General features: G+C 70.7%; 16 protein-coding genes. 5 read left to right on the plus strand and 11 right to left on the minus strand.

Annotated elements, in window-relative coordinates:
• Positions 1-35 precede the first annotated feature (35 nt).
• The 3 genes from FVO59_RS05500 to FVO59_RS05510 are packed head-to-tail and all read right to left on the minus strand — an operon-like array spanning position 36 to position 3,075.
• The gene (locus tag FVO59_RS05500) at positions 36-740 is read right to left on the minus strand and encodes an acylneuraminate cytidylyltransferase family protein (protein WP_182255460.1); all 705 of its coding nucleotides are present in this window, start codon (positions 738-740) and stop codon (positions 36-38) included.
• Complete coding sequence (locus tag FVO59_RS05505) at positions 737-2,101, minus strand: polysialyltransferase family glycosyltransferase (RefSeq protein ID WP_182255462.1); 1,365 nt, start codon at positions 2,099-2,101, stop codon at positions 737-739. Before FVO59_RS05505 ends, FVO59_RS05500 begins: the two co-directional genes overlap by 4 nt.
• Positions 2,098-3,075: a glycosyltransferase family 2 protein gene (locus FVO59_RS05510; protein WP_182255464.1), complete on the minus strand. Its 978-nt coding sequence runs from the start codon at positions 3,073-3,075 to the stop codon at positions 2,098-2,100. The genes FVO59_RS05505 and FVO59_RS05510 overlap by 4 nt, the downstream gene beginning before the upstream one ends.
• Before the next feature lie 119 nt (positions 3,076-3,194).
• On the opposite strand from FVO59_RS05510, the gene FVO59_RS05515 reads away from it, so the two are divergent.
• Positions 3,195-4,391, plus strand: a complete 1,197-nt coding sequence (locus tag FVO59_RS05515; RefSeq protein ID WP_182255466.1) for a hypothetical protein — start codon at positions 3,195-3,197, stop codon at positions 4,389-4,391.
• A 46-nt stretch (positions 4,392-4,437) separates the two neighbouring features.
• On the opposite strand, the gene FVO59_RS05520 is transcribed toward FVO59_RS05515, so the two are convergent.
• From FVO59_RS05520 to FVO59_RS05535, 4 genes are all read right to left on the minus strand, one after another.
• A complete protein-coding gene (locus FVO59_RS05520) occupies positions 4,438-4,833 on the minus strand; it encodes a DUF779 domain-containing protein (RefSeq protein WP_182255468.1) in 396 nt (131 codons plus the stop codon).
• Positions 4,834-4,901: 68 nt separating this feature from the next.
• On the minus strand, positions 4,902-6,449 hold the full coding sequence (gene exaC / locus FVO59_RS05525; protein ID WP_182255470.1) for an acetaldehyde dehydrogenase ExaC: 1,548 nt from the start codon (positions 6,447-6,449) through the stop codon (positions 4,902-4,904).
• A gap of 169 nt (positions 6,450-6,618) precedes the next feature.
• The gene (locus tag FVO59_RS05530; RefSeq protein WP_182255482.1) at positions 6,619-7,950 is read right to left on the minus strand and encodes a GAF domain-containing protein; all 1,332 of its coding nucleotides are present in this window, start codon (positions 7,948-7,950) and stop codon (positions 6,619-6,621) included.
• Between the two features lie 153 nt (positions 7,951-8,103).
• Positions 8,104-9,531, minus strand: a complete 1,428-nt coding sequence (locus FVO59_RS05535) for a CCA tRNA nucleotidyltransferase (protein ID WP_182255497.1) — start codon at positions 9,529-9,531, stop codon at positions 8,104-8,106.
• A 196-nt stretch (positions 9,532-9,727) separates the two neighbouring features.
• On the opposite strand from FVO59_RS05535, the gene FVO59_RS05540 reads away from it, so the two are divergent.
• The gene (locus FVO59_RS05540) at positions 9,728-10,195 is read left to right on the plus strand and encodes an ASCH domain-containing protein (RefSeq protein ID WP_182255499.1); all 468 of its coding nucleotides are present in this window, start codon (positions 9,728-9,730) and stop codon (positions 10,193-10,195) included.
• Between the two features lie 71 nt (positions 10,196-10,266).
• On the opposite strand, the gene FVO59_RS05545 is transcribed toward FVO59_RS05540, so the two are convergent.
• The gene (locus FVO59_RS05545; RefSeq protein ID WP_182255501.1) at positions 10,267-10,866 is read right to left on the minus strand and encodes a TetR/AcrR family transcriptional regulator; all 600 of its coding nucleotides are present in this window, start codon (positions 10,864-10,866) and stop codon (positions 10,267-10,269) included.
• 74 nt (positions 10,867-10,940) lie between these two features.
• Here FVO59_RS05545 and FVO59_RS05550 point away from each other — a divergent pair, with 74 nt between their 5' ends.
• Complete coding sequence (locus FVO59_RS05550; RefSeq protein ID WP_182255503.1) at positions 10,941-12,194, plus strand: FAD-dependent oxidoreductase; 1,254 nt, start codon at positions 10,941-10,943, stop codon at positions 12,192-12,194.
• A gap of 54 nt (positions 12,195-12,248) precedes the next feature.
• On the opposite strand, the gene FVO59_RS05555 is transcribed toward FVO59_RS05550, so the two are convergent.
• The 3 genes from FVO59_RS05555 to FVO59_RS05565 all read right to left on the minus strand — a co-directional run bounded on the left by FVO59_RS05555 (position 12,249) and on the right by FVO59_RS05565 (position 19,898).
• Complete coding sequence (locus tag FVO59_RS05555) at positions 12,249-17,135, minus strand: metallophosphoesterase (RefSeq protein ID WP_182255506.1); 4,887 nt, start codon at positions 17,133-17,135, stop codon at positions 12,249-12,251.
• 154 nt (positions 17,136-17,289) lie between these two features.
• Positions 17,290-18,348: an LLM class flavin-dependent oxidoreductase gene (locus FVO59_RS05560; protein ID WP_182255508.1), complete on the minus strand. Its 1,059-nt coding sequence runs from the start codon at positions 18,346-18,348 to the stop codon at positions 17,290-17,292.
• 29 nt (positions 18,349-18,377) lie between these two features.
• A complete protein-coding gene (locus FVO59_RS05565) occupies positions 18,378-19,898 on the minus strand; it encodes a DUF7059 domain-containing protein (protein ID WP_182255510.1) in 1,521 nt (506 codons plus the stop codon).
• 89 nt (positions 19,899-19,987) lie between these two features.
• Here FVO59_RS05565 and FVO59_RS05570 point away from each other — a divergent pair, with 89 nt between their 5' ends.
• Together FVO59_RS05570 and murJ are read left to right on the plus strand one after the other, a co-directional pair.
• Complete coding sequence (locus tag FVO59_RS05570) at positions 19,988-22,102, plus strand: DUF6049 family protein (protein ID WP_182255512.1); 2,115 nt, start codon at positions 19,988-19,990, stop codon at positions 22,100-22,102.
• Positions 22,099-23,718, plus strand: a complete 1,620-nt coding sequence (gene murJ / locus FVO59_RS05575) for a murein biosynthesis integral membrane protein MurJ (RefSeq protein ID WP_182255514.1) — start codon at positions 22,099-22,101, stop codon at positions 23,716-23,718. The genes FVO59_RS05570 and murJ overlap by 4 nt, the downstream gene beginning before the upstream one ends.
• Positions 23,719-23,833: the final 115 nt, after the last annotated feature.

The raw sequence follows: 23,833 nt of genomic DNA on the forward strand, positions 1-23,833 counted from the left end.
ATGCCGCGTCGGTCTCCGGCCCCGCCGGATGCCGGCTACACGGTCTGTGCGGGGTCGCTCAGCGCGGCCAGGGCGCTCGCGACCGCCAGCTGGTGCTCGTCGTCGATCTCGATCGCCGACGCCTCGGGCACCTCGACGATGCCGACACGGCCGAAGAAGCGGTGTCCGGCGGCGCGGAAGCCGTCGGCGGTGAAGGCGTAGAAGGCCCCGGTCTCGAGGTAGTGCGGCTCACGATCCTGCCGACGCGGGCGGTGCGAGGCGTCATGGTTGATCGCGACGGCGTGCTGATCGGCATCCCGCCCCCAGAGAAAGCCGTACGTCTCGAATGCCGAGAAGACGCTGTCGTAGCGATCGGCGGCGATGTGCGCGACCGCTTCGGCGATGCCGCCGCTGGGGATGAAGGGCGAGGTGGCCTGCACGAACACGACGGTGCCGACGCTCTCGCCCTCGGCTGCGAGCACGTCGAGCGTGTGCAGCAGTGCGCTCTCGGAAGTGGCTGTGTCGCCTGAGAGCTCAGCGGGGCGCGCGACGACCCGTGCGCCCGCGGTCTCGGCCACGCGGGTGATCTCGGCGTCATCGGTGCTGACCACGACGAGATCGACGCCCTCTGCGGCGGCCGCCGCTCGAACAGCCCGCTCGACGAGCGTCAGGCCGCCCACGCGGCGCAGGTTCTTGCCCGGCACGCCCTTCGATCCGCCTCGGGCGGGGATGATCGCGACAGTGCGGGTGTTCTCGGTCATCGGCCGGTTGCCGCCTTCCAGACTCTGCGTGCACGGCGCTTCGCGCCGGCTGCGGTGAGCCGCAGCTCCTCCCAGCGTCCCACTCCCCCGGCGGATTCGCGTGCACGCTGAAGAGGTGTCGGCGTGGGAGCGCCGGGAAGGCGGAGCCGGCTCAGCCGCGACGGCGGCACGTACCGCTCACGCTCGGCTGCGGTCATGCCGGCCAGAGTCGCGACCGCAGCCGGCCTCAGGTGCGAGACGATCTCGGGCTGCATGGCGTACCCGACCGCGTCGACGATGCTCTGCAGCTCAGCTCCGGCGACCCCGCGCTCGAGGGCGTCGACGATCGTCGCCGGCACGCGGTTGCTGTTCTCGAACGGCCCCAGACGCTCGAGAACGGTGTCGGTTCCCACCGCGTGCGCCGGGATCCCGAACACGGCCTGCACGGTGGGCAGGGCGGTCGAGAACCCGGCGATCACGGCGACGGCGCCGAGCCGGTGCGCGACGAACTCGGCGGACTGGTCTCCGCCGTAGATCGCGAAGTCGAGTCCGCGCGCGCGGGCCCGCTGCGCCGGTGCATCCGCCAGGGACGGCGGCGCCGACGGGTGGGGTTTGAACACGATGCGCCGGGCACCGGCATCCGCCGCCAGGTCGACCATCCGCGCCTGCAGCTCACCCTCCTCCGCAGCGCTGACCAGTCCGAGCGCAGCCAGGTACTGCCCGAGCACGAGCGCGGTCGGCACCTCGGGGTCGACGAGCCCCTCGAGCAGGGCATCGGGCCGCGCCTCGCCCGCCTCGCGCAGCACCCGTCCGAAAGCCTCGGCCGGCACGGGCACCCGCGCGGCGCCCGTCTCGGCGAAGACGAGCGGTGCGACGCCGGGCACGATGTCGGGATGCACGACGCGGGTGATCCGCTCGGTGAGCTGCCGCGGCAGCAGGTCGCGGATCGGCGAGTAGGTCATCAGCCCGTCGCCGATGACGCCGAGCCGCGCCTGCGAGAACAGCGCCATCAGGGTGCGCGCCGGCGCCACCTGCGGCGACTGCACGAACACCTCGAGCTGCGAGTCGCCGAGACCCCACGCCCTGCGGAGCAGTCGTTCCAGAAGCGGCAGATCCTGTTCATCCGGCTTCCACGTCGTCGGGTGCAGCGGGTCGAGCAGCGGATTCAGCGGCTCGACCCGGCCGAAGCGTGCCCGCAGCGACGCGAGCCGGGGAACGAGGTCGAGATCGTGCGCGGTTTCGGGCACCGTCGCCGTGTTCATCGGCACGAGGATGCGCTCGACGTCGTCGTCAGATCCCAGCAGCCCCGCGTCGATCGCGGCCACCGCGGTCATCAGCCCGTACGCGCTGTGCAGGGCGAACAGCTGGATCGGCCGGCTCATGCGTGGTCCGCCTCTCGCAGCACGCGCGCCAGCACCCGCCGGCGCGGGCCGCCGATGCGGTCGATCGCCGCGCGCGCCTGGTCGCGCGGGAGGCGGGCGAGCAGATGCCGGATGCCCGTGCGCAGCTCTCTGCGCACGGCCGGCTGCATGCGGCGAGCGCGTACGAGGTGGTGCGAGCTGAGCGCCAGCACGCTGAAGACGGCCTTGGGGAGGATCCGCTCGGCCTCGCGATCGGCCTCGACGATGTCGAGCACCTCGCCCAGTGCCCGGGTGAAGTGCAGCTGACGACGATCGAGCGTCTTCGACAGGGAGTCCGACAGTCCGCGCCGGTACAGCAGGTGCGGCGCATCGACGACGGCGAACGAACGGGCGTCGAGGTGCAGTCGCCAGATCCACGGGCGGTCCTCGGCGGTGAACAGGCCGTCGCGGAACTGCGCGAGGCCCTGGTCGAGCATCCGACGGTGCATCAGCCCCGCCCAGGCGAACGGGTAGTCGACCATGCTGCGGTCGTCGGCGGGCAGGATGGCCTCTCGGGGATCGGCGACGACGCCGCGATGGGTGAACGGCGCGCGCACCAGCCGGCGCTCCGCGCGCTTCACGGTGACATGGTCGGTGCGCACGAAGTCGCAGTCGAATGCTCGCAGCGCCTGCTGCAGAACGGGCAGCCGGCCCGGCTGCATCCAATCGTCGCCGTCGAGGAAGCAGAAGGAGTCGCCCTCGACCTGTGCGAGTCCCTGGTTGCGGGCCGCGGCGAGACCGTGCGGGATGTCGTTGCGGATGACCTCGGCGTGCGTGAAGCGCTCGGCGTACCGGCGCATGATCGCCCCCGTGTCGTCGCTCGAGCCGTCGTCGATCGCGACGAGCTTGAGCTCGCGGTCGTCGTCGAACTGCCTGGTGAGGGTCTCGAGCGTCGTGCCGATGAACTCAGCGGCGTCCTTGGCGGGGACGATCACGGTCATCGAGGGCGCTGGCACCGGGTCATCGTGCCGGTCGGCTCTTACGTGCCCGCGTCCTGCGGGTGAACAGCCGGTGACGCGCAGCCGGGCGGGTACCGTTTACGCATGGGGTGGATCGCCGAACGAGGGGGTGGCCGATGACGACTCCGTTGCCGCAGCGACCGCCGCAGCATCACCCGTTCGAGACGCGGCCGCTGACCGAACCGGTCGATCCGCGTGCGGTGAACGAGTTCTGGCGCGTGGTCAAGGCGCAGAACCCGAGTTCCGGCGCCCAGGTCGCGTTCACCGTGGTCATCGCCGCGATCTTCGCACTCGTCTTCCTGCCGACCGTCGGCATGATCCTGATCGGGACGGCCACGAGCATCGCATCGGGCGAGGCCGGCTTCGGTGCGCTGTTCTCGCTGCCCGCGCTGATCCTGCTGGTGATCGCCGGGGTTGGCATCCCCCTGTTCGTCGTCTCGCGCCGCCGCACCCGCGAGAGCACCTACCGGATCGCGCGATTCGCCGAGGCGAACGGGATGACCTTCCGGCCGTTCGTGAGCGACCCGCCGCTGCCTGGCATGATCTTCCACCTCGGCCACTCCCGGATGGCGTCGCAGCTCGTGCGAGGGCAGGAGCCGCGGTTCGTCGAGTTCGGCAACTACCGGTACACGACCGGTTCGGGCAAGAACAAGACCACGCACAACTGGGGCTACGTGGCGGTGAAACTCGACGTCCCGCTGCCGAACATCGTGCTCGACGCGCTGGGCAACAACGCGCTCGGCTCGAACCTGCCCGCGACGTTCTCGAAGGATCAGCGGCTCTCGCTCGAGGGCGACTTCGACCGGTACTTCACCCTGTACTGCCCGCAGGGCTACGAGGCCGACGCGCTGTACCTGTTCACGCCCGACATCATGGCCCGCTTCATAGACCACGCCGCGCAGCTCGACGTCGAGATCGTCGACGACTGGATGTTCCTCTACATGCGCCGGCCCGCGTCGACGACGGATGCGAGAACCTGGGCGTGGCTGTTCGGCACCGTCGGCGCACTGATGACGAAGTTCGACCAGTGGGCGCGCTGGCGCGACGACAGGCTGCGGCTTGCACAGGGGGCCGGGGCGCATCCCTCCGCCCCGCCGCCGGCTGCCCCGCATGCGGGTGCGCCCGTCGCGCCTCCCCTGCCGTTCGCACCGCCTCTCGGCATGCTCACCCCGCCACCACCCGGCGTCGCCCCGCAGGGCCGGCGCCTGCGCAAGGGCTTCTCGTGGGTGACGCTGGTGATCATCCTCGTCGTCTTCGGGATCACTCTGGTGCCGCAGCTGATCGGCTTCCTGTCGTTCTTCCTCACCCGCTGACGCGGGTCGCCCGCAGACGCGATCCGGATGCGGCTGGCCCGGATGCTCAGGCCGGAGCGAGGCCGAAGTACTCGAGCTCGGCGTCGTTCAGCATCCGGGATCTGGTGAGGAACCGCATGCCTGTCGGGCCCTCGACGCTGAACCCGGCCCCGCGGCCGGGGACGGCGTCGATCGTGAGGTGCGTGTACTTCCAGTACTCGAACTGCGCCTCCGACATGAACACCTCGATCGGTTCGATCCCCTCGATCTCGAGCTCGCCGAGCCGCACGTCGCTCGGGCCGGTGATGAACATGCCTATCGGGTAGCACATGGGCGACGAGCCGTCGCAGCATCCGCCCGACTGATGGAACATCAGCGGACCGTGCTGCGCCGTCAGCTCACGCAGCAGCCGGGCCGCGGCATCCGACACATCCACCCGCTCGTACTTTCCGATGCTGACCATGTCGGCTCCTCTCGAATATGGCTTTCGGGCGGGTGCCGCAGCACCCGCCCGAAGTTCTTGAGTGCGGATCAGAAGAAGCCCATCGGGCCCTCGGCGTACGACACGAGCAGGTTCTTGGTCTGCTGGTAGTGGTCGAGCATCATCTTGTGGTTCTCGCGACCGACGCCCGACTGCTTGTACCCGCCGAACGCGGCGTGCGCCGGGTACTGGTGGTAGGTGTTCGTCCACACGCGGCCCGCCTCGATGGCCCGGCCGGCGCGGTACGCCGTGTCGCCGCTGCGGCTCCACACACCCGCACCGAGGCCGTAGAGGGTGTCGTTGGCGATCGAGATGGCGTCGTCGAAGTCGCTGAAGCTCGTCACCGACAGCACGGGGCCGAAGATCTCCTCCTGGAAGATGCGCATGTCGTTGGTGCCCTCGAAGACGGTCGGCGCGACGTAGAAGCCCTCGCTCAGATCTCCGCCGAGGTCGACCCGCTCGCCACCTGTGAGCAGCCTCGCACCGCCCTGCTTGCCGATGTCGATGTAGCTGAGGATCTTCTCGAGCTGGTCGTTCGACGCCTGTGCGCCGATCATCGTGGCGGGATCCAGCGGATTGCCCTGGATGACCTTGCCCACCCTCTCGAGCCCGTCGGCGAGGAATCCGTCGTAGATCGAGCGCTGGATGAGCGCACGCGACGGGCAGGTGCAGACCTCGCCCTGGTTGAGCGCGAACATCGTGAAGCCCTCGAGCGCCTTGTCGTAGTACGGGTCGTCGGCGCGGGCGACGTCTTCGAAGAAGACGTTCGGCGACTTGCCACCCAGCTCGAGCGTGACGGGGATGAGGTTCTGCGAGGCGTACTGCATGATCAGGCGGCCCGTGGTGGTCTCACCCGTGAAGGCGACCTTGCGGATGCGCTTGTGCTGCGCGAGCGGTGCGCCGGCCTCGATGCCGAAGCCGTTGACGATGTTCACGACACCGGCCGGCAGCAGGTCGCCGATGATCTCGAACAGGAAGAGGATCGACGCCGGGGTCTGCTCGGCCGGCTTGATGACCACGCAGTTGCCCGCGGCGAGCGCGGGAGCGAGCTTCCACGTCGCCATGAGGATGGGGAAGTTCCACGGGATGATCTGGCCGACCACGCCCAGCGGCTCCTGGAAGTGGTAGGCGACCGTGTTCTCGTCGAGCTGGCTGATGCCGCCCTCCTGCCCGCGCAGCACTCCGGCGAAGTAGCGGAAGTGATCGACGGCGAGCGGGATGTCTGCGGCGAGCGTCTCGCGCACGGGCTTGCCGTTCTCCCACGTCTCGGCGACGGCGATCGCCTCGAGGTTCTCTTCGATGCGGTCGGCGATCCTGTTCAGGATGACCGAGCGCTCTGCGGGCGAGGTGCGCTTCCAGGACTCGAACGCCTTCCAGGCGACGTCGACAGCGCGGTCGATGTCCTCCGCCGTGCCGCGGGCGATCTCGGTGAACGGCTTGCCGTTGACCGGGCTGACGTTCTCGAAGTACTGGCCCTTGGCCGGCTCGACGAACTCGCCGCCGATGTAGTGGCCGTAGCGGGCGCGGTAGTTCGCGACGGCCCCGGGCTGCCCGGGAGCGGCGTACGCGGTGGACACGTCTTCTTCGACGATGGTCATCGTTGACTCCTTCGACGGGCCGCGGCCTCGATGCTGCGCGGCTGTTGGGTTCGAAGGTAGGTCGCGTCACGTTGCACACCCGTGCGCAACGTTGCGGTCGGTTGCGAGGTGCACGCCGGGTGGCCGGTGCGCGCCGCATGCTCGGATGCCCGCTGCCGGGCATCCGGTCTCACTCGGCGTCGAGACGCTCGATCCGTGCGACGAGACCGGCGCGCTTGGGCGAGCGGGCGGGGAGCATCTCGAGCGCGAGGCGCAGCGCCTCGGCGTCGTTCTGCCCCTCGGGGATCTCGGCGTACGCGAGCAGCACGTCGAGACTGGCCTCGCTGACCATCACCTCGTGCAGCGCGGCACGCACCGTCTCGCGGAACTCCTCGACGCCGGGGGATGCCGACTCGGGGAGCACCGCGCCGACGTACGCCGTCAGCGCGACGCGATGCGCGCCGCGGTCGAGCAGCGAGAGCACGTTCTGCGCGTCGGTCTCGAGCGGCGCGGTGAGCCGATACGGCCGGGACTGCGGCGCCAGATCCGGCGAGACGCGCTCGAGCACCTTGCGCAGGCGCACCATCTCGGGGCGCAGCGTGTCCGGCGACGCGTCCTCGCCGTAGACGAGCTCGGCCAGTCGCTCGGCCGACAGCCCCTGGCGGTGCACGGCCAGCATGAGCAGGATCTCGGCGTGCCTGGCGCTGAGCTCGATCACGCTCTCGCCGTCGGCGGAGTCGATCTCGAGCCGGGCACGGTCGCGCGCCAGCACCTGCAGGCGGGCATGACGGGTGTCGCGCGGTGTGCGACGGGTCGGTCGACCGGATCCGCGCGGTGCCTCGCTGCGCGCCCGCAGACAGGCGATGAGCAGCTCGGACTCGACGGCTCGCGCCGTGGCATCCACCAGCATCCTGGCCTGCGGCGTGACCGCCTCGGCACCACCGGTCACGTCGATCACGCCGAGGATGCGGCGGGTCTCGGGGTCGAAGACGGGCGCGGCCGTGCACGACCATGGCTGCACGAGCCGGTTGTAGTGCTCGGCGTGGTGGATCTGCACCGACTCGCCCAGGGTGAGCGCCGTGCCGGGGGCTGAGGTGCCGACCACCTGCTCCGACCAGTTCGCGCCCTCGACGAAGCCCATCTCACCCGACAGCACGCGCTGGCGCAGATCGCCCTCGACCCAGAGCAGTCGGCCGACGTGGTCGCCGACGGCGACGACCACACCGGAGTCCTCTGGGCTGCCCGGCAGCAGCAGCGAGCGGATCAGGTCCATCACTCCGGCGAGCGGATGCCCGGTGCGGTACTCGTCGAGGGCATCCGCGCTGAAGTCGAGGGGCGGCAGGCCCTCGGCGCCGACCCGGCTCTGCCAGGCGCGCTCCCACGATGCTCGAACCAGCGGGCGCACCTGCTGCAGCCGACGGTCGTCGAGGTTGCCGGCGACGAGCTCTTCGTGCGCGCGCTCGATCAGCAGACGCGAGACCTCGGGTGAGGCGTCACGCGATGACGACCACGGGGATGGCACGGTGGCTCCGATCGGCGCTGATGGGTGTGCCCAGTGTAAGTCGGATGCTGGCCGCCGGCGCACCCGCGAGACTCACGTTCCCGCACGAGACGTACCCTCAGACCCCCTGTCTCGTGCTGCAGGGTACGTCTCACGGCCGTCGGTGCATACGGGTCAGCCCCGCGAGGCCCACCATTCGCGAAGACGCTGCTCAGCGGCATCCGGGCCGATCACGCCCTCGTCGAGACGCACGTCGAGCAGATACCGATACGCCTCGCCGACCTCGCGGCCGGGTCTGATGCCGAGGATCTGCTGGATCTGATTGCCGTCGAGCTCGGGGCGGATGCTGTCGAGCTCCTCCTGCTCGCGCAGCTCGACGATCCGCCGCTCGATGTCGTCGTAGGCCGAGGCGAGACGTGCGGCCTTGCGCCTGTTGCGGGTGGTCACGTCGGCGCGAACCAGGATGTGCAGCCGGTCGACGACGTCGCCCGCATCGCGCACGTAGCGGCGGACGGCGCTGTCGGTCCAGGCTCCCTCGGCGTAGCCGAAGAAGCGCAGGTGCAGCTCGATCAGCTTCGCGACCGCGTCGGTGGTGTCGCCGTCGAAGCGCAGCGCCTGGAGGCGCTTGCGCGCCATGCGCGAGCCGACCACATCGTGGTGGTGGAAGGTGACCCCTCCCCCTGGTTCGAGCTTGCGGGTGCGCGGCTTGCCGATGTCGTGCAGCAGGGCGGCGAGGCGCAGCGGCACGTCGGGGGCGGCGCCGGGATTGCGCGACTTCTCGAGGTCGATCGCCTGCCGCACCACGGTGAGCGAGTGCTCATAGACGTCCTTGTGGTGGTGGTGCTCGTCGACCTCGAGGCGCAGCGCGCTGACCTCGGGCAGGAACTCGTCGATCAGTCCGCTCTCGACCAGCACCCGGATGCCACGGATCGGGTCGTCGGTCTGCATGAGCCGAACGAGCTCGCCCTGCACCCGCTCGGGGCTGACGATCTTCAGCGTCTCTGTGAGCTTCTCGATGGCGGCGAAGGTGCCGTCTTCGATGCCGAAATCGAGCTGTGCGCTGAAGCGCGCCGCCCTCAGCATCCGCAGCGGATCGTCGCCGAAGCTGATCTCGGGGTCGATCGGGGTGCGCAGCACACCTGCGACCAGGTCTTCGACGCCGCCGGTCGGGTCGATGAGCTTGACCGCAGGAACCTGCAGGGCCATCGCGTTCACGGTGAAATCGCGACGAAGCAGATCGCCGTCGATCGCGTCGCCGAACTCGACGACCGGCTTGCGGGTGACGCCGTCGTAGCTGTCGGCGCGGTACGTGGTGATCTCGACCTGCTCGCCGCGGACCTTCGCGCCGATCGTGCCGAAGGCACGGCCGATGTCCCACTGCGTGCTCGAGATCGGCTTGACGATCGCCAGGATGTCGTCGGGGCGGGCGTTCGTCGTGAAGTCGAGGTCGTTGATCGAGCGACCGAGCAGCGCGTCGCGCACCGGACCGCCGACGACGGCGAGATCGAAGCCCGCATCTGCGAAGGCGGCCGCGAGGGTGGCGACGACGGGATTCGCGGCGAGCGCGCCGAGTCGGGACAGGCCCTCGGCCATATTGAGCATGGATTCAAGGGTACCGGCGCGTCCGGGCCGCTCTGAGCCTGCGTCGGCATCGCAAGACGTACGTTCCCGCACGAGACAGGGCGCTGCAGCGTAAGTCTGATGCGGGAACGTACGTCTCACCGGGTCGGGCGGCGGAGCGGGCGGCGGGGGGCGGGGGCGGGGCGGGCGGGGGGCGGGGGTCGCGTACGGTGAGTGGATGCACACCGACGCAGCCATCGACCAGTACTGGCGCGAATGCAGGGCGGCCCTGGCGCATCTGCCCGAGACGCTGCCCGAGGCGTGGGCCTTCGGCGCGACCCCCGAGCACGCCGATGAGCTGCTCGCGCTTGTGCTGGCCGGGACCAAGACGGCGACCGCCTCGTCGCTGTGGGACTACGAGCACACGGGCGAGGCGCTGCCCGCGGTCGGCGCGCTGAGCATCATCCTCGACGGGCGCGGGGCACCACGGGCACTGCTCGAGACCACGGCCATCGACGTCGTCCCGTTCGACCGGGTATCGCCGGAACATGCCTTCGCCGAGGGAGAGGGCGATCGCACTCTCGCGCACTGGCGCGAGGTGCACGAGCGCTACTGGCGCCTGCACTCCGAGAACCCCCGCGGCTACGAGCCGACCATGCCGGTCGTCTGCGAGGAGTTCCGCCTGCTTCGCGGCGCGGCGGACTGAGTCACGACGCCTCCGGGGCCTCTCTCCCGGTCGCTCGGTCAGCCGGTGAGCGGTTTGCCCGCGGGGGTCGCCTACGAGATGACGGGCGCAGGGGCGAGCAGGCCGCGCAGCAGGATGCCGGGGGCTGCGGCCGCAGATGAGGGATCCACGGTGCCGGCGAGCGCCCACTCGTCGAGGCCGCGCAGCATGCCGAACGCGGCGGCGGCGAGGGCCTCGGCCGGGAGGTCGTCACGGACCGCGCCGGAGTCGACACCGACCTCGAGGACCTCTCGGACCCAGGCGCGGATGCCCTCGAGCATCCGCGTGCGGGCATCCGGCTCCGCCGTGGCGGGCAGGTAGAAGATGCGCCCGAGCATGCCGACGGCCCGATCGGAGCCGGCGAGCGCGGCGAGGCGCGCGAGCACGTCGTCGACCCGCAGCCAGAAGTCGGAGCCGGCGAACTCGGACGGCGCCGGCGGCTGCCACCTCCCCCGCACGTCGGCGACGAGCGATGCGACGACCGCGTCGAACAGCTCGGCCTTCGACGAGACCGCGTGGTAGAACGAGCTCTTGCTGATGCCGGCGGCGCGGATGATCCGATTGAGAGAGGCGCCCTCGTATCCGCTCGCGGCGAACTCGGCCACCGTCGCCTCGATCAGCGCGCCGCGGTGGCTTCCGGTGAGCTCGGTCATGCGCTCAGCCTACTGGACCAGTCAGTCCAGAGGGAGTATCGTCAAGACTGGACCAGCTGGTCCAGAGGAGGATCATGCTCACCGCGACCCCGCTCGCAGACCAGATCGCCGCTCAGCGCGAAGATCGACTGAAGGTGCTCATTGTCGGCGCCGGCATCGCCGGGCTCACCCTTTCCGGCATGCTGCGCCGCGACGGACTGCATCCCGTGGTCGTCGACCGGATGCCCGCCGACGACCACCCCGGCTACATGCTCGCGCTGATGCCGAGCGTCGACCAGGCGTTCATCGATCTGGGCGTCCGCGAGCAGTACCGCACCGCCAGCACGCCGCTGGTGCGATACTCGTTCCGCTCGCACCGCGGACGGACGCTGCGCACCGACGCCCTCGGCGAGCTGCTCAGCATCTACGGCGACTACAACGGCATCTCGCGCGGGGCACTCGTGGAGATCCTCACCGACAACGGATGCCCGGTCGCGTTCGGCACGACCGTCGACACCGTGGCCGACGGCATCGCTCGCTTCACCGACCGCGACGGCGCCCCCGTCGTCGAGGCGTCCTTCGATCTGGTGGTCGGAGCCGACGGCATCCGGTCGCGGATGCGCGACGTGCTCGGCGCCGCCGAGGCCGATGTCGTCGAGACGGGCTGGTCGGGCTGGGTGGCCTGGGCGGCGGAGCGCGGCGATCCCGCCCTCGGCGAGGAGCTCTGGGGTGACGGATTCTTCCTCGGGGTGTACCCCGTCAAGGGCAGGCTCGGAGTGTTCCTCGGGGGTCCGGATGACGAGCTGCGCGTCGGGCCCGCCGCTTTCGCAGCCGACGTGCGCTCGCGCGTCGCCGAACTCGGACCGCGCCTCAGCACGGCGCTCGACGCGGTCGCATCCGCCTCGGACCCCTACCTCTGGCGACTCGACGACGCGCGGGTCTCGAACTGGGTGCTGCCGGAGGGCATCCTGCTGGGAGACGCCGCCGCCGGCTTCCTGCCGACGGCCGGCATCGGCGCGGGGATGGCGATGGAGTCGGGGTGGATGCTGGGGCGCATGCTCGCCCACGCCGACCGCTCGACGCTGGCTGCGGTGCTCGCGGAGTGGGAGCGGGTCGAACGACCGCGCGTCGAGTCGGCGCAGACCAACTCGCGGATGCTGGCGAAGATGATGTTCCGCCGCGGTCGGGTGGTGGCGTGGCTGCGCGAGTCGGCGATGCGGATGCTGAGCGTGCGCGCCGCGCTCGGCCCGATCGTGCGCCTGATCGCCGACCGCCCCGACCCTGATTCCGTCGCCCTGACCGCCCTCGCCAGCGCGTCCGACCTCGGCGAGAACCCACGTTCCGCGTGAGAACGAGAAGACCCCGCCGGCGCGCGTGCCGGCGGGGTCTTCGCACGTCGGGCGCTAGGCGCGGCGGCGGCCGTTCCGGAACAGGATGCCGCCGGCGGTGAGCGCGAGGAGCGCCAGGATGCCGAGGCCCAGCGTCCAGGTTCCGGAGGATCCGGTCGTCGCCAGGGCGTCACCCGGCCGGTCGACGCTCGGGTTCTTCACCCCGCCGTCGGACTCGCCGGACCCTGGTCCGCCTTCGCCACCGCCGTCACCGCCACCGTCACCGCCGTCACCGCCGCCTTCGCCGTCACCGGGGCCGCCCTCGCCGGGATCGACCGTGCCCTTGCCGTCGATGGTGAACGAGCGCACCTCGGTGCTCTCCACGCCGCCGTACGGACCCGTCGTGCGCACGTACCAGCCGTGCTCACCGGCATCCAGACCCTTCCAGGCGACCGTCGTCTGCTCGCCGCTCACCACGTCCTGCACGCAGTCGATCGCGTTGGTGGTGAGGATGTCGGCGCGGAACGAGTCGGTCGACAGCACCTTCGTCACCGGGGCGATGCCGCCCGCGGCGTAAGGGATCTCGAACTCCTGCATGCCGGCAGGGCTGTTCAGCGACGCGTCGTCGGAGTCGAAGTCGTCGAGCGACGGCGAGTACGTGCGCACGATGATCCGGCCCTGCTCGTTGTCGAAGTGCAGCAGTCGCAGGTACCCCTGGCCGCCCTCGGGCAGGCCCTGGTAGTCGAACAGCATCGAGTAGACCGTGCGATCGGCCGTTCCGTCGCCGTCGTCGTCGAACTCGTCGAGGCGCGTGTAGGCGTCGTGGTAGTGACCGGAGCCCACCGAGATCACGTTCGCGTTCGGTGCCACGACCTCGTCGTAGATCCGCTGCGGGAACGGCCCGAGCCCGCCCGTGGTGAGCATGTACTCGTGCAGGTTGATCATGACCTTGCGCTCGGGGTACTGCCGGATCACCGAGTTCATCCACGCGATGTCCTCGCTGTTCGACGCCTCGTCGTTGGGGTCGGGCCAGCCCATGTACATCATGAGCATGTCGATGCCGCCCGCGGTCACCAGGTCGTAGTGCCCCCGGTTGTCCTTGTACGAGCCGCCGTACCAGGGGTTGTCGGCGAAGCGCGCCTCGCCGAAGTTCCTGCTGTACTCGGTGTAGTCGCCGTCCCAGTGGCCGACGTCGTGATTGCCCGCCAGCACACCGTACGGGATCCCCGCGTCGTCGAGCAGACGGTACGCCGCGTCGGCGTTCTTCCACTGGTGCGGCTGGTCGTAGTTGTCGACGATGTCGCCGGTGTGCGTGACGTACTGCAGGTTCAGCGCATCGCGCTGCGCCACGAGGAACCGGTTCATGTTCTGCTGATGCTGGTACCAGACGTCCGATCCGCCGTCGCCGGCCAGGTCGCCCTCGTTGCGGTTGTAGTACTGCGTGTCAGAGAGCCAGCCGAGGGTGAAGTCGTACTGTTCGCGGGGGGTGGCGGCCGCGTTGAACGGCGTGACCTGCGAGTCGCGCGAGCTCGTGTCCGTACCCGCCCAGCCCTCGGAGTGCTGCACGAGCAGCGTCAGCTCGCCGTCCTTCGCGTGTCCGTCGACCGGAACCTCCGCCTCCAGCGCGAAGCTGGCCGGCGCGCCGCCGGTGGTGACGTGGCGATCGACCTCGTGCCAGGCGCCGTCGGTCCTCTGCACGTAGAGCAGCACCTTGGCATCCGCGTTCGCCGAGCCCTCCCATGCGACACGCACCTCGGCGTCGGAACCTGCCCGCGCCGGAACCTGCACGGTGAACAGCTGATACGGCATGGCTGTGTCGGAGCTCGCGGCGACCTCGATGCCGTCCAGGCGGGCGATGCGCGCCAGCTCGTCTTCGCTGAGGGGCTTCGCGTCGCCGCGGTCGGCGGAACGCGAGTTCGACGTGGCTCCCGAGGCGACGCGCACCTCGGCATCCATCGAGGTGTACGTGTAGCCCTCGGCGAAGCACAGCTCGAGGCGGTCGTCGACCTGCGATCCGGGCCGCGCGACCAGGTCGACCTGGTCGCCGGTGAGCTCGGCTCCGTCATCGGGGCTGATCAGCTGCGTGCGCGGCTTCTCGTCGGCGGTCGAGAACGCGATCGTGCTGGTCGACACGTTGCCGACGGCATCCTTCGCGGTGATGACCGCGGTGTGGTCGCCGGGCGCCAGAGCGAGCGACGAGGTCGACAAGGGCAGCGTGATCTCGTTCTCGTCGAGCGTGGCCGTGAGGGACCGGAAGCCCGAGCCCGCGTCGGTGACGGTCGCGTCGATCGTGAAGTCGCCGCGGTACTGCCGGCCGTCGACGAGGGTGCTGTCGATCTCGGGGGCGGTGTTGTCGACGATCACGGTGCGCGTCGCGGTGAGCGCGTCGGCCGCGCGGGCCGCGACGGGTGCCGCTCCCGTCGAGTCGGATGCCGTGATCACGTGCTCGCCATCGTCGACCGCCGTGGTCTCCCACATGGTCGAGACCGAGTCGAACGCGTCGTCGGGGATGGTGAACGTCGCGAGGAAGTACACGAGGTTCGCATCGCTGAAGTTGATCCGCTCGGTCGAGGTGGCCGGGCAGGCGCGCGTCGTCGGCTCCTGACCCTCGCCGGCGCCCGCGCACGAGGTCGGGCGAAGCACCCGGCCGTCCGGCAGCACGAGACGCGGGTTCATGGCCGTGAAGTCGTCGTTGTTCTCGTCGGGGTCGGGCTGCGGCCAGGCCTTCGTACCGGCGTACACGCCGAGCGTCAGCTGCTCGCCGCGCACGACCTCCTGCACGGGCACCTCGGCGTCGACGGTCACGATGCGGTCGTAGTAGCCCTCATCGAAGACGGTGAGCACGTTGTCGCCGAGCTTGATGCCGTTGCGGAAGAACGCATCGGTGCTGGTCGCCTCGATCGCGAACCGCGGCGCCCGCTCGAGCGACGGGATCGCCTCGCCTGCCGGCTCGCCGTCGATCGAGAGGGAGAGGGATGCCGGGTCGCCGTCGGTCGTGGCGACGAGCGGCGTCTGTCCGCCGACGAACTGCCCCTCGGCGACGTTGAGGCGCACGGGGTCGTCAGGGGTGTCGTCGAGAGTGAGGCGCACGGGCCCGAGGGTCGTGAGCTGGCTGCCGTCGCCGGCGGTGACCGAGTACTCCAGCCAGCGCTTCCCGTAGACGTCGACCGACGGGATGCTGTACAGGTAGCGCCCCGGGGTGGTGAAGGTGAGGTCGCGCGTCTCGGTCGCGCCGAGGTCGTCGGTCAGCGTGAGCGTGACGCGCCGCACGAGCACATCGTCGGTGATGTCGAAGCCGAGCTCGATGCCGTCGCCGCTCGGCAGCTCGGAGCCGCCGGTGAGGTCGATGATCGCCGGAGCGGTGCCCGCGGCCGGGTGCGGCACGTAGGCCTCCGCCACCTGGCTGTCGCTCACGGCGCCCGGGGTCGGCGTCGCGAGACGCAGCATGCTCTGGATGCTGCCGGCGGGATCGGCGGGAACCCACAGCGCACCGGTGGCATCGGCCGGGTTCCACCCGTACTGGATCGCCGTCGACGAGGTCGTCTGTCCATCGTCGAAGTAGTACGCGCGTGAGATGTCGTGGCCGCTCTTCGTGCTCAGCTGCAGACCGCGCGATCCCCCGTTCGCCATGCCGCCGGACTGGATGGTCAGGATGCTCTCGCCGAGCACCAGGTCGGTGCCGAAGGCGGCGTTGAAGTCGGCGACCGTGTAGCCGGCGCTGAGCACCGCCGGGTTCTGGATCCACAGCACGAGCGTCTCGCCCGCGCCGATCGTCGGCTCGCCGGGGCCGGCGGGCCACAGCGTGGATGCGTTCGTCGTGGGGCCGGTCAGTGCGTTGTCGGTGGTGAGGTAGGTGAGCACGTAGTCGCCGAAGCCCACGGGCGCGTCGGAGGCGTTGTACACCTCGATGAACTCGAACGCGTCGGAGCCGGAGACGTTCGCCGTATCGGGGGCGACCTCGGTGATCTGCAGGATCGGCCCCGTGGCGTCGGGGTCGGTGGGCTTGGGTGCGGGGATCAGCTCGCTGGTGACCTGGTCGACGGTGATCGTGCCCGGCGTGGGTGCGGCAGTGGCACCGGTGGGGTCGAAGTCGAGCAGACGCGCGTCTGCCGAACCGATCTGGTTCGGCACGGCGAACTGCGCGTTCCATGGCGTCGAGCCGACGCCGTCGTCGGAGGGAACCCAGGCGCGCGCGAGGGTCGCCCCTTCGGCATCCGTCAGGCTGAAGCCGCGAGACCCGCTGTTCGCGAACCCGCCCTGCGGCCCGAAGCGCAGCACCTGCACGGTCTCGGCCACGCCGTAGAACGAGCGGAACTGCTCTTTCGTGAGGCTGCGGCGCGAGTCTCCCTCGGCGTAGTTCATCCAGAGCACGGCGGTGCCGCCCGCGGGGATGACCGCCGGGCTGTCGCCCTCGCCGTCGAGATGGATCAGCGGCTGCACCGTGCCGGTGTTCCACTGGCTCGTGTGGTAGCGCAGCTGCAGTCCGCGAGCCGTGAGGTCGATCGACTCGGATGTGGTGTTCGTGACCTCCACGAACTCGTACGTGTCGGCCCCGGCGTTGTCGCCGTTGATCTCGGTGATCACGAGCGGCCAGTGCTCGGCGGCGTTGCCGCTCTCGCCCGTGACGGCGGCGATGACGGATGCCTCCGGCGCGGTCTCATCCGTGCTCTCGGCCGGATCCGTCTCGGCAGGGTCCGGCTCGGCGGGCGCCGGCTCTGCCGTGGGCGCCGGCTGCGTGGCATCCGGGGTCGGCGCAGCCGTCTCGCCTGGTGCGGGAGTGCCGGGGGCGCTGGGAGTCGGCTCGGGAGCCGCGGTGCTCTGCTCGGGCGTGGGGGTCGCCGTCGGCGTCGGTGCTGTCTCGTCTGCATAGGCGGCGGTCGTGGCGCCGGAGACCAGCGTCGTGGCGACGACCATGGCGGCGAGCGCACCGGCTCCGGCACGGCGGAGGGATGGATGGGGCATGGAAAGGAGACCTCTTCACGAAGGGGGAACGGCGAATGCCGCTCCCCCTTCGTAGTCCCCTCAGATGACCTCTCGGTAACCGTCTGCCGACGTCTGCGACCGTCTCATGAACGCTCGGTGAACCCCGGCGCGCCCCGGCGCGGGTCAGCCCGCGTCAGGCGACGGGGTCGCCCTGCACAGGCCCCTCGGTGTTGGGCTTCCACCCCAGCGCGGGGGCGACGTGCTCGGCGAACGCCTGCAGCACGTGCAGGTTGTACTCGGGCCCGAGCTGGTTCGGGATCGTGAGCATCAGCGTGTCAGCCGCCATCACGGCCTCGTCGGCGAGCAGCTGCTCGATGAGCGCGTCGGGCTCGTCGGCGTACGTCTTGCCGAACGTCGAGCGATAGCCGTCGATGATGCCGACCTGGTCGTTGCTCTCACGCGAGCGCAGCCCGAAGTACGCGCGGTCGCGGTCGCTGACCAGCGGGAACACGCTGCGGCTCACCGACACCCGAGGGGCTCCGGTGTGGCCGGCCTCTTTGTACGCGGCGCGGAACAGATCGATCTGCTCCCGCTGCAACTCGTGGAACGGCTGGCCGGTGGCCTCGACGAGCAGGGTCGAGCTCATCATGTTCAGGCCCATGCGCCCGGTGGTCTCCGCCGTGGCGCGCGAGCCCGCACCCCACCAGATGTGGTCGCGCAGCGTGGGCGACTGGGGCTCGATCGCGAGGTACTGACCTGGGCCGACCATGCGCGGGTCGCCTGGCGCGATGCGCTCACCGTCGATCACCTTGAGGAACAGGTCGAACTTCTCGCGGGCCAGCACGCTGCCGCGCTCGGTGTCCTCCTCGTCGTGGAAGCCGAAGGTCTCGTAGCCCCGCAGCGCCGTCTCGGGTGACCCGCGGCTCACGCCGAGGGCGATGCGGCCGTCGGCGATGAGGTCGAGCGCGGCCGCCTCCTCGGCGAACTGGAACGGGTTCTCGTACCGCATGTCGATCACACCGGTGCCGACCTCGATGCGCTTCGTGCGCGCAGCCATGGCCGACAGCAGCGGCATGGGCGACGCGGCCTGACGCGCCCAGTGGTGCACGCGCACGTACGCGCCGTTGACGCCGATCTCGTCGGCGCCCTCGGCGAGCTCGATGGTCTGGCGCAGCATGTCGCCGGCGGTGCGGGTGACAGAGCCGGGCACATCCTGGTAGTGCCCGAAGGAGAGGAAGCCGAATGCCTTCATGCCGTATGCAAACGCATGAAAGCGGGATGCTATTCCGCGGGCAGCAGGATGCCGTCCAGCACCAGCCGGCGGATGCGGGGCTCGAGATCGGCCCACAGCTCGGCAAGAGGAACCTCGAAGAGATCGGCCAGCGCGGCGACGATCTGCGCCACGGTGAGCTCGCCGTCGCACGCGCCGACGAAGCCGGCCAGCGCGCTGTCGACACCGATCGTGCGCGCGAAGCCGCCGCCCTGGCGCAGCTCGATCACGCTGGGGTCGTCCTCTCCCGGCATGAGACGCCGCGCCTCGGTCACGTCGGGTGCGACGACGAGGCGGTCGGGGATGCCCTCGGTCAGGGAATCATGAGCGGCGAGACCGGCGCCGAGCGCCCGCCCCAGGTCGGACACCGGCTGCGCGATGCTCTCGAATCGTCGCAGACGCCGCTCCCCCGCATCCGGAAGCGCACGTCGCAGCAGGATGTAGCCGAAGCCGACGGCCGTCACGCCCCGCTCGGCGAAGTCGTCGAGCCATGCTCGCAGGAGCCGGGTGAACTCGGCGTCCCGCGGCAGCGTCCCGCCGTCGCGGATCCACAACTCGGCGTATCCGAGCGGGCTGAGCTCCTCGCGCTGGATCACCCACGCATCGAGGTCGTCGCCGACCCAGGAGCGCACGCGGTCGAGTCCGCGGCCGTCGGCACGCGACTCCCAGTTGCCGAGCAGCTGCGCGATGCCGCCGGGTGCGAGGTGCGCAGGCACACGCCGCAGGAACTCCTCGACCAGGGCATCCCCCACCAGCCCGCCGTCGCGGTACTCGTACTCGGGCACCCCCGTGGCCCGCGGCGTGATGACGAACGGGGGATTCGACACGACGAGATCGAACGACTCTCCGGCGACCGGCTCGAAGAGACTGCCGAGGCGGAAGTCGATGTTGTGCACCCCGTTGAGCTGCGCGTTCAGCTCGGCGTAGCCGAGCGCCCGTGCGGAGATGTCGGTCGCGACGACGCGGCCCGCGTGCCGCGACACGAGCAGCGCCTGGATGCCGCACCCCGTGCCGAGGTCGAGCGCCCGTTCCACCGGCGCGGGAACGACCAGCTCGGCGAGCGTGCGCGATGCGCCGCCGACGCCCAGCACATGGTCGGCCGGCAGCGAGGTGCCGAGCGCGACCTCGTCGAGGTCGCTCGCGATCCACCATTCGCCGACGCCATCGGCATCGACGAAGGACTGCGGGCGGATCAGCGCCGTCGGATGCACGCTCTCGCCGTCCACGCGGGCGAGCCCGAGGGCGACGGCGCCGGCCACGCCCACCCGCGGCAGCGCAGCCTCCACGGCGACGAGCGGCTGCGCCATCCCCAGCACCCACAGTCGTCCGAGGGTCGCCAGAGTGTCGGAACGTGAGGCGAGCGCGCGCAGGATCGGCACGCGCAGTCCGCGGCCCAGGGCGTCGTCGGCCTCCTCGCCCCACAGCCGCCGCAGCGGCTCCGAGCGGAAGTCCGCGGCATCCAGATCGGCGGCGAGCGCCTGCGCGAGAGGGGCATCGGGAAGAGGCTGAGCGCGATCCGGCACGGCCGTCACTCTACGCGCCTTCAGGGTTCCGGGGGCGTCGCGGCCTAGAATCGGGGGCGTCGTCGGCACCGGGGATCGGCAGCCGGCGACCCGCACTCATGATCTCGACATTCCCTCGCGAAGGCCTCCGCCCCCGCGCGCGTCGGCTGCTGGGCCGCCTCGCCGCGGTGCTCGTCGTCGCCTCCTGCGGTCTCGGCGTCTCGACGCCGGCGGTGGCCGACGACGCAGAGGCCGAGCAGCCGGCAGATCAGGCGGTGGAGCTCTTCGTCTCGGTCGGCGCGGCAGGCGAGGTCGCACCGGGCACCGATCTGCTCGGCACGGTCACGATCGACAACCCCACCGACAGCGACCTCACCGCAGGAAGCCTCAGCCTCGAGCTGAATCCCACACCCCTCGCCGACGGTGCCGCACTCGACGCCTGGCTCGACGCAGGCACCGCCGACGGCGGATTCCGCAGCGTCGCCTCCGAGGCCACTCCCGTCGTCGGCGATGGCGCAGCGGACGCGGTGGGCGTGAGCGTCGAGGCCGCCGAGCTCGGTCCGCTCGCCCCCGGGGTCTACCCGCTGAAGGCGCGCCTCACCGGAGCCACCACCACAGACGCCGACGGTGAGACCGTGCCGTGGAACATCTCGGCGGCATCGGTACTGGTGGTCACCGCACCCACCGACAGCCGCACGGCGGTGATCGTGCCAGTCACCGCGACACCGGAGAACGGCGCCCTGCTCACATCCGACGAGCTGACGACCCTGACCACCGCAGGCGGCGCACTGGCCGATCTCGTCGAGGCGGTCTCGGGCACGAGCGCGATCCTCGCGATCGATCCCGCGATCCCGGCCGCGATCCGCCTGCTCGGCGACGCGGCTCCGGCGAGCGCGACGCAATGGCTGGAGAGCTTCGAGGCCCTGCCGAACGACATGTTCACCCTGCAGTTCGGCGACGCCGACGCCACGGTGCAGGCCCAGGCCGGGCGCGCGCAGCTGCTCGAGGTGCCCGACCTCACCCCGCTCCTCGACCCCGCCCACTTCCCGGCGACCGAGCCCGATCCCCAGCCGACGACCGAGCCGACTCCGACACCGCTGCCCACCTCCGATCCCGACCTGCCCGACACCAGCGAGCTGACCGCCGTGCGCGGCACGCAGGCGGGCATCCTGTGGCCGCGTGCCGACGTGACGGAGGCCGACCTCGCCGCCTTCGGGGCATACCTCGGCGACCGTGTCACCACGATCCTGCCCTCGAGCTCCGTTCAGGGCGACCCGGCCGTGCACAGCGCTGTGGGCGCACGCGAGCTGCTGATCGCCGACGCCGCGGCCTCGGCCCGCATGTCCGCGGCCGTCGAGCGCACCGACCCCGCCGCTGCCGACGCCGACCTCGCCGGCGCCGCCGGCCATCTCTACTTCGCCGAGCAGCGCAGCGCGCTCACCGCTGTCGCGCTCGAGCGATCGGAGACGCGCTCGCCCGAGGCTCTTCGCGCCGCGCTCACCGCGTTCGCCACGCCGGGCACGGCGCTCAGCGCCCTGCGCACCGGCGAACCGGCATCCGTCACCCTCACCGAGACGAGCACCGGGGCGCGCGTCGCCGAGCTGAACAGCATGCTCGCCGGGGAAGACCGCCTCGCCGCCTTCGCGACGATCCTCGACGAGCCCGCCGTGCTGCTCGCCCCCTCCCGCATCCGCGTGCTGCGCGCGATCGGCGTCGGACTAGACGACGAGCAGTTCGTCGAGCGCACCACCGAGAACGCCGACCGGGTGAACACCACGCTCACCTCGGTGAGCGTGCAGAAGCCGAAGCCGGTGCAGCTGTTCACCTCGGCGGCTCCCCTGCCGGTGTGGGTGCGCAACGACCTGCCCTGGCCGGTCACCGTCAACCTGTTCAGCACGCCCTCCGACACCCGTCTCGACATCCAGCCGGTCACCCAGGTGCGCGCCCTCGCATCCAGCGCGACCCGCGTCGATGTGCCGATCGAGGCGCGCGTCGCCAGCGGCCGGGTCGACGTGGGGTTCCGCATCGAGAGCAGCACCGGCGTTCCCGTCGGCCAGCCCGAGATCGCCGACGTCACCCTGCGCGCCGACTGGGAGGGAATCGGCCTCGGCATCCTCGGCGGCGTGATCGCGCTGCTGCTCGTCGTCGGCAGCGTGCGGATGGTGCGCCGGCGCAGGGCGGATGCCCGAGACGAGGCTCAGCAGACGCAGCATCCGGCAGAAGGAGAGCAGTGACCAGTCTCGGCCGCGCCAGCGCCATCCTCGGTGCGGGGACGCTGATCTCGCGCATCACCGGCCTCCTCCGCACGATCGTGCTGGTCGCCGCGATCGGCACCATCAGCCAGGCCGGCGACGCGTTCGCCGTCGCGAACCAACTGCCCAACAACGTCTTCACGATCATCCAGACCGGCATCCTCACCGCGGTGATCATCCCGCAGATCGTGAAGTCGGCCGGCCACAGCGACGGCGGCGGCGGGTACATCTCGAAGCTGTTCACCCTGGGCACGGTCGTCTTCCTCGGGGCGACGGTGCTGGCCATGCTCGCAGCCCCGTGGCTGGTCGCGCTGTACGGCCCGAAGTTCACCGCCGAGCAGCTGGCCCTGGCCACCGCCTTCGCGTACTGGTGCCTGCCTCAGGTGTTCTTCTACGGCCTGTACGCGCTGATCGGCGAGACGCTCAACGCCAAACGCGTCTTCGGCCCGTACACCTGGACCCCGGTCGCGAACAACCTCATCTCCATCGCGGGCTTCCTGGTGTTCATCGCGCTGTTCGGCGGAGACCGGAGCAGGGTGTCGGTCTGGGATCCCACCATGATCGCCGTGCTCGGGGGCACGGCGACGTTCGGCATCGCCGTGCAGGCTGTGCTGCTGCTGTTCGCCTGGCGGCGCACCGGGCTGCACCTGCGCCCCGACTTCCGCTGGAAGGGCGTCGGCCTCGGGCAGGTCGGCTCGCTCGCCGGATGGACCTTCCTCATGGTGATCGCCGGTCAGATCGCCGGTCTCATCCAGACCCGCGTGGTCACGGACTCGTCGGGCGACCACCCGTCCGTGTTCATGATGCAGGCCGCGTGGCTGGTGTTCATGCTGCCCTACTCGATCTTCGCGATCTCGATCGGCACCCCCTACTTCACCCAGATCGCCGAGCACGCGCACGCGAACCGGCGCGACGAGGTGCGCTCGGATGTCGCGCGCTGCATCCGCTTCGTCTCGCTCTTCATCGTCGGGTCGGGCATCGCCCTCGCCGTCGCCGCTGTGCCCGCCACCCGCATCTTCACTCAGAGCCCCGCCGAGGCCGTCGCCGCGGCGCCGGTGCTGGTCTGCTATCTCGTGGGGCTGCTGCCACTGTCGGTGCTCTTCATCGTGCAGCGCGCGTTCTACGCCTTCGGCGACACCCGCACCCCGTTCGTCTTCACCCTCGTGCAGGTCGGCCTGATCATCGGGTTCTCGTACCTCGCCGCCGCGATCGCCCCGCTCAGCCAGCTCGCCGCCGCCGTCGCCCTCGGGCAGTCGGTCGCGGGCATCGTGCAGACCGTGCTCGCGATGCTCATCCTGCGTCACCGCCTCGGCGGCCTCGAGCTGCGGCAGACGCTGCTGTCGCTCGGCAGGTTCTTCATCGCCGCGGTGCCGGCCGGCTTCGCCGGCTGGGGCATGTACCTGCTGCTCGGCGCCGGCGAGGGCTGGACGACGGGGCAGACGGGGTCGACGTTCGTCGACAAGCTGCTCGGCGCCGCCGGAACCGGCGTCATCGGGCTGGTCGCCATCGCCGTGTACATGCTCGTGCTCGTGCTGCTCCGCGCCCCCGAGGTGCAGGCCGCACGCGGTCTCGTCACCCGGTTCCTGCCCGGGCGCTGACTCCCCTTCCGGATGCCCGGGATCGGGCATCCGGATCGCCTTCCGCACCGCGGTGCCCACAGCGCACGGGAATGCGGCGCGGTTACCATGGGTTGAAGCAGACGACGCGGATCAT

Source organism: Microbacterium esteraromaticum (genome assembly GCF_014084045.1).
Taxonomy (GTDB): Bacteria; Actinomycetota; Actinomycetes; order Actinomycetales; family Microbacteriaceae; genus Microbacterium; species Microbacterium esteraromaticum_D.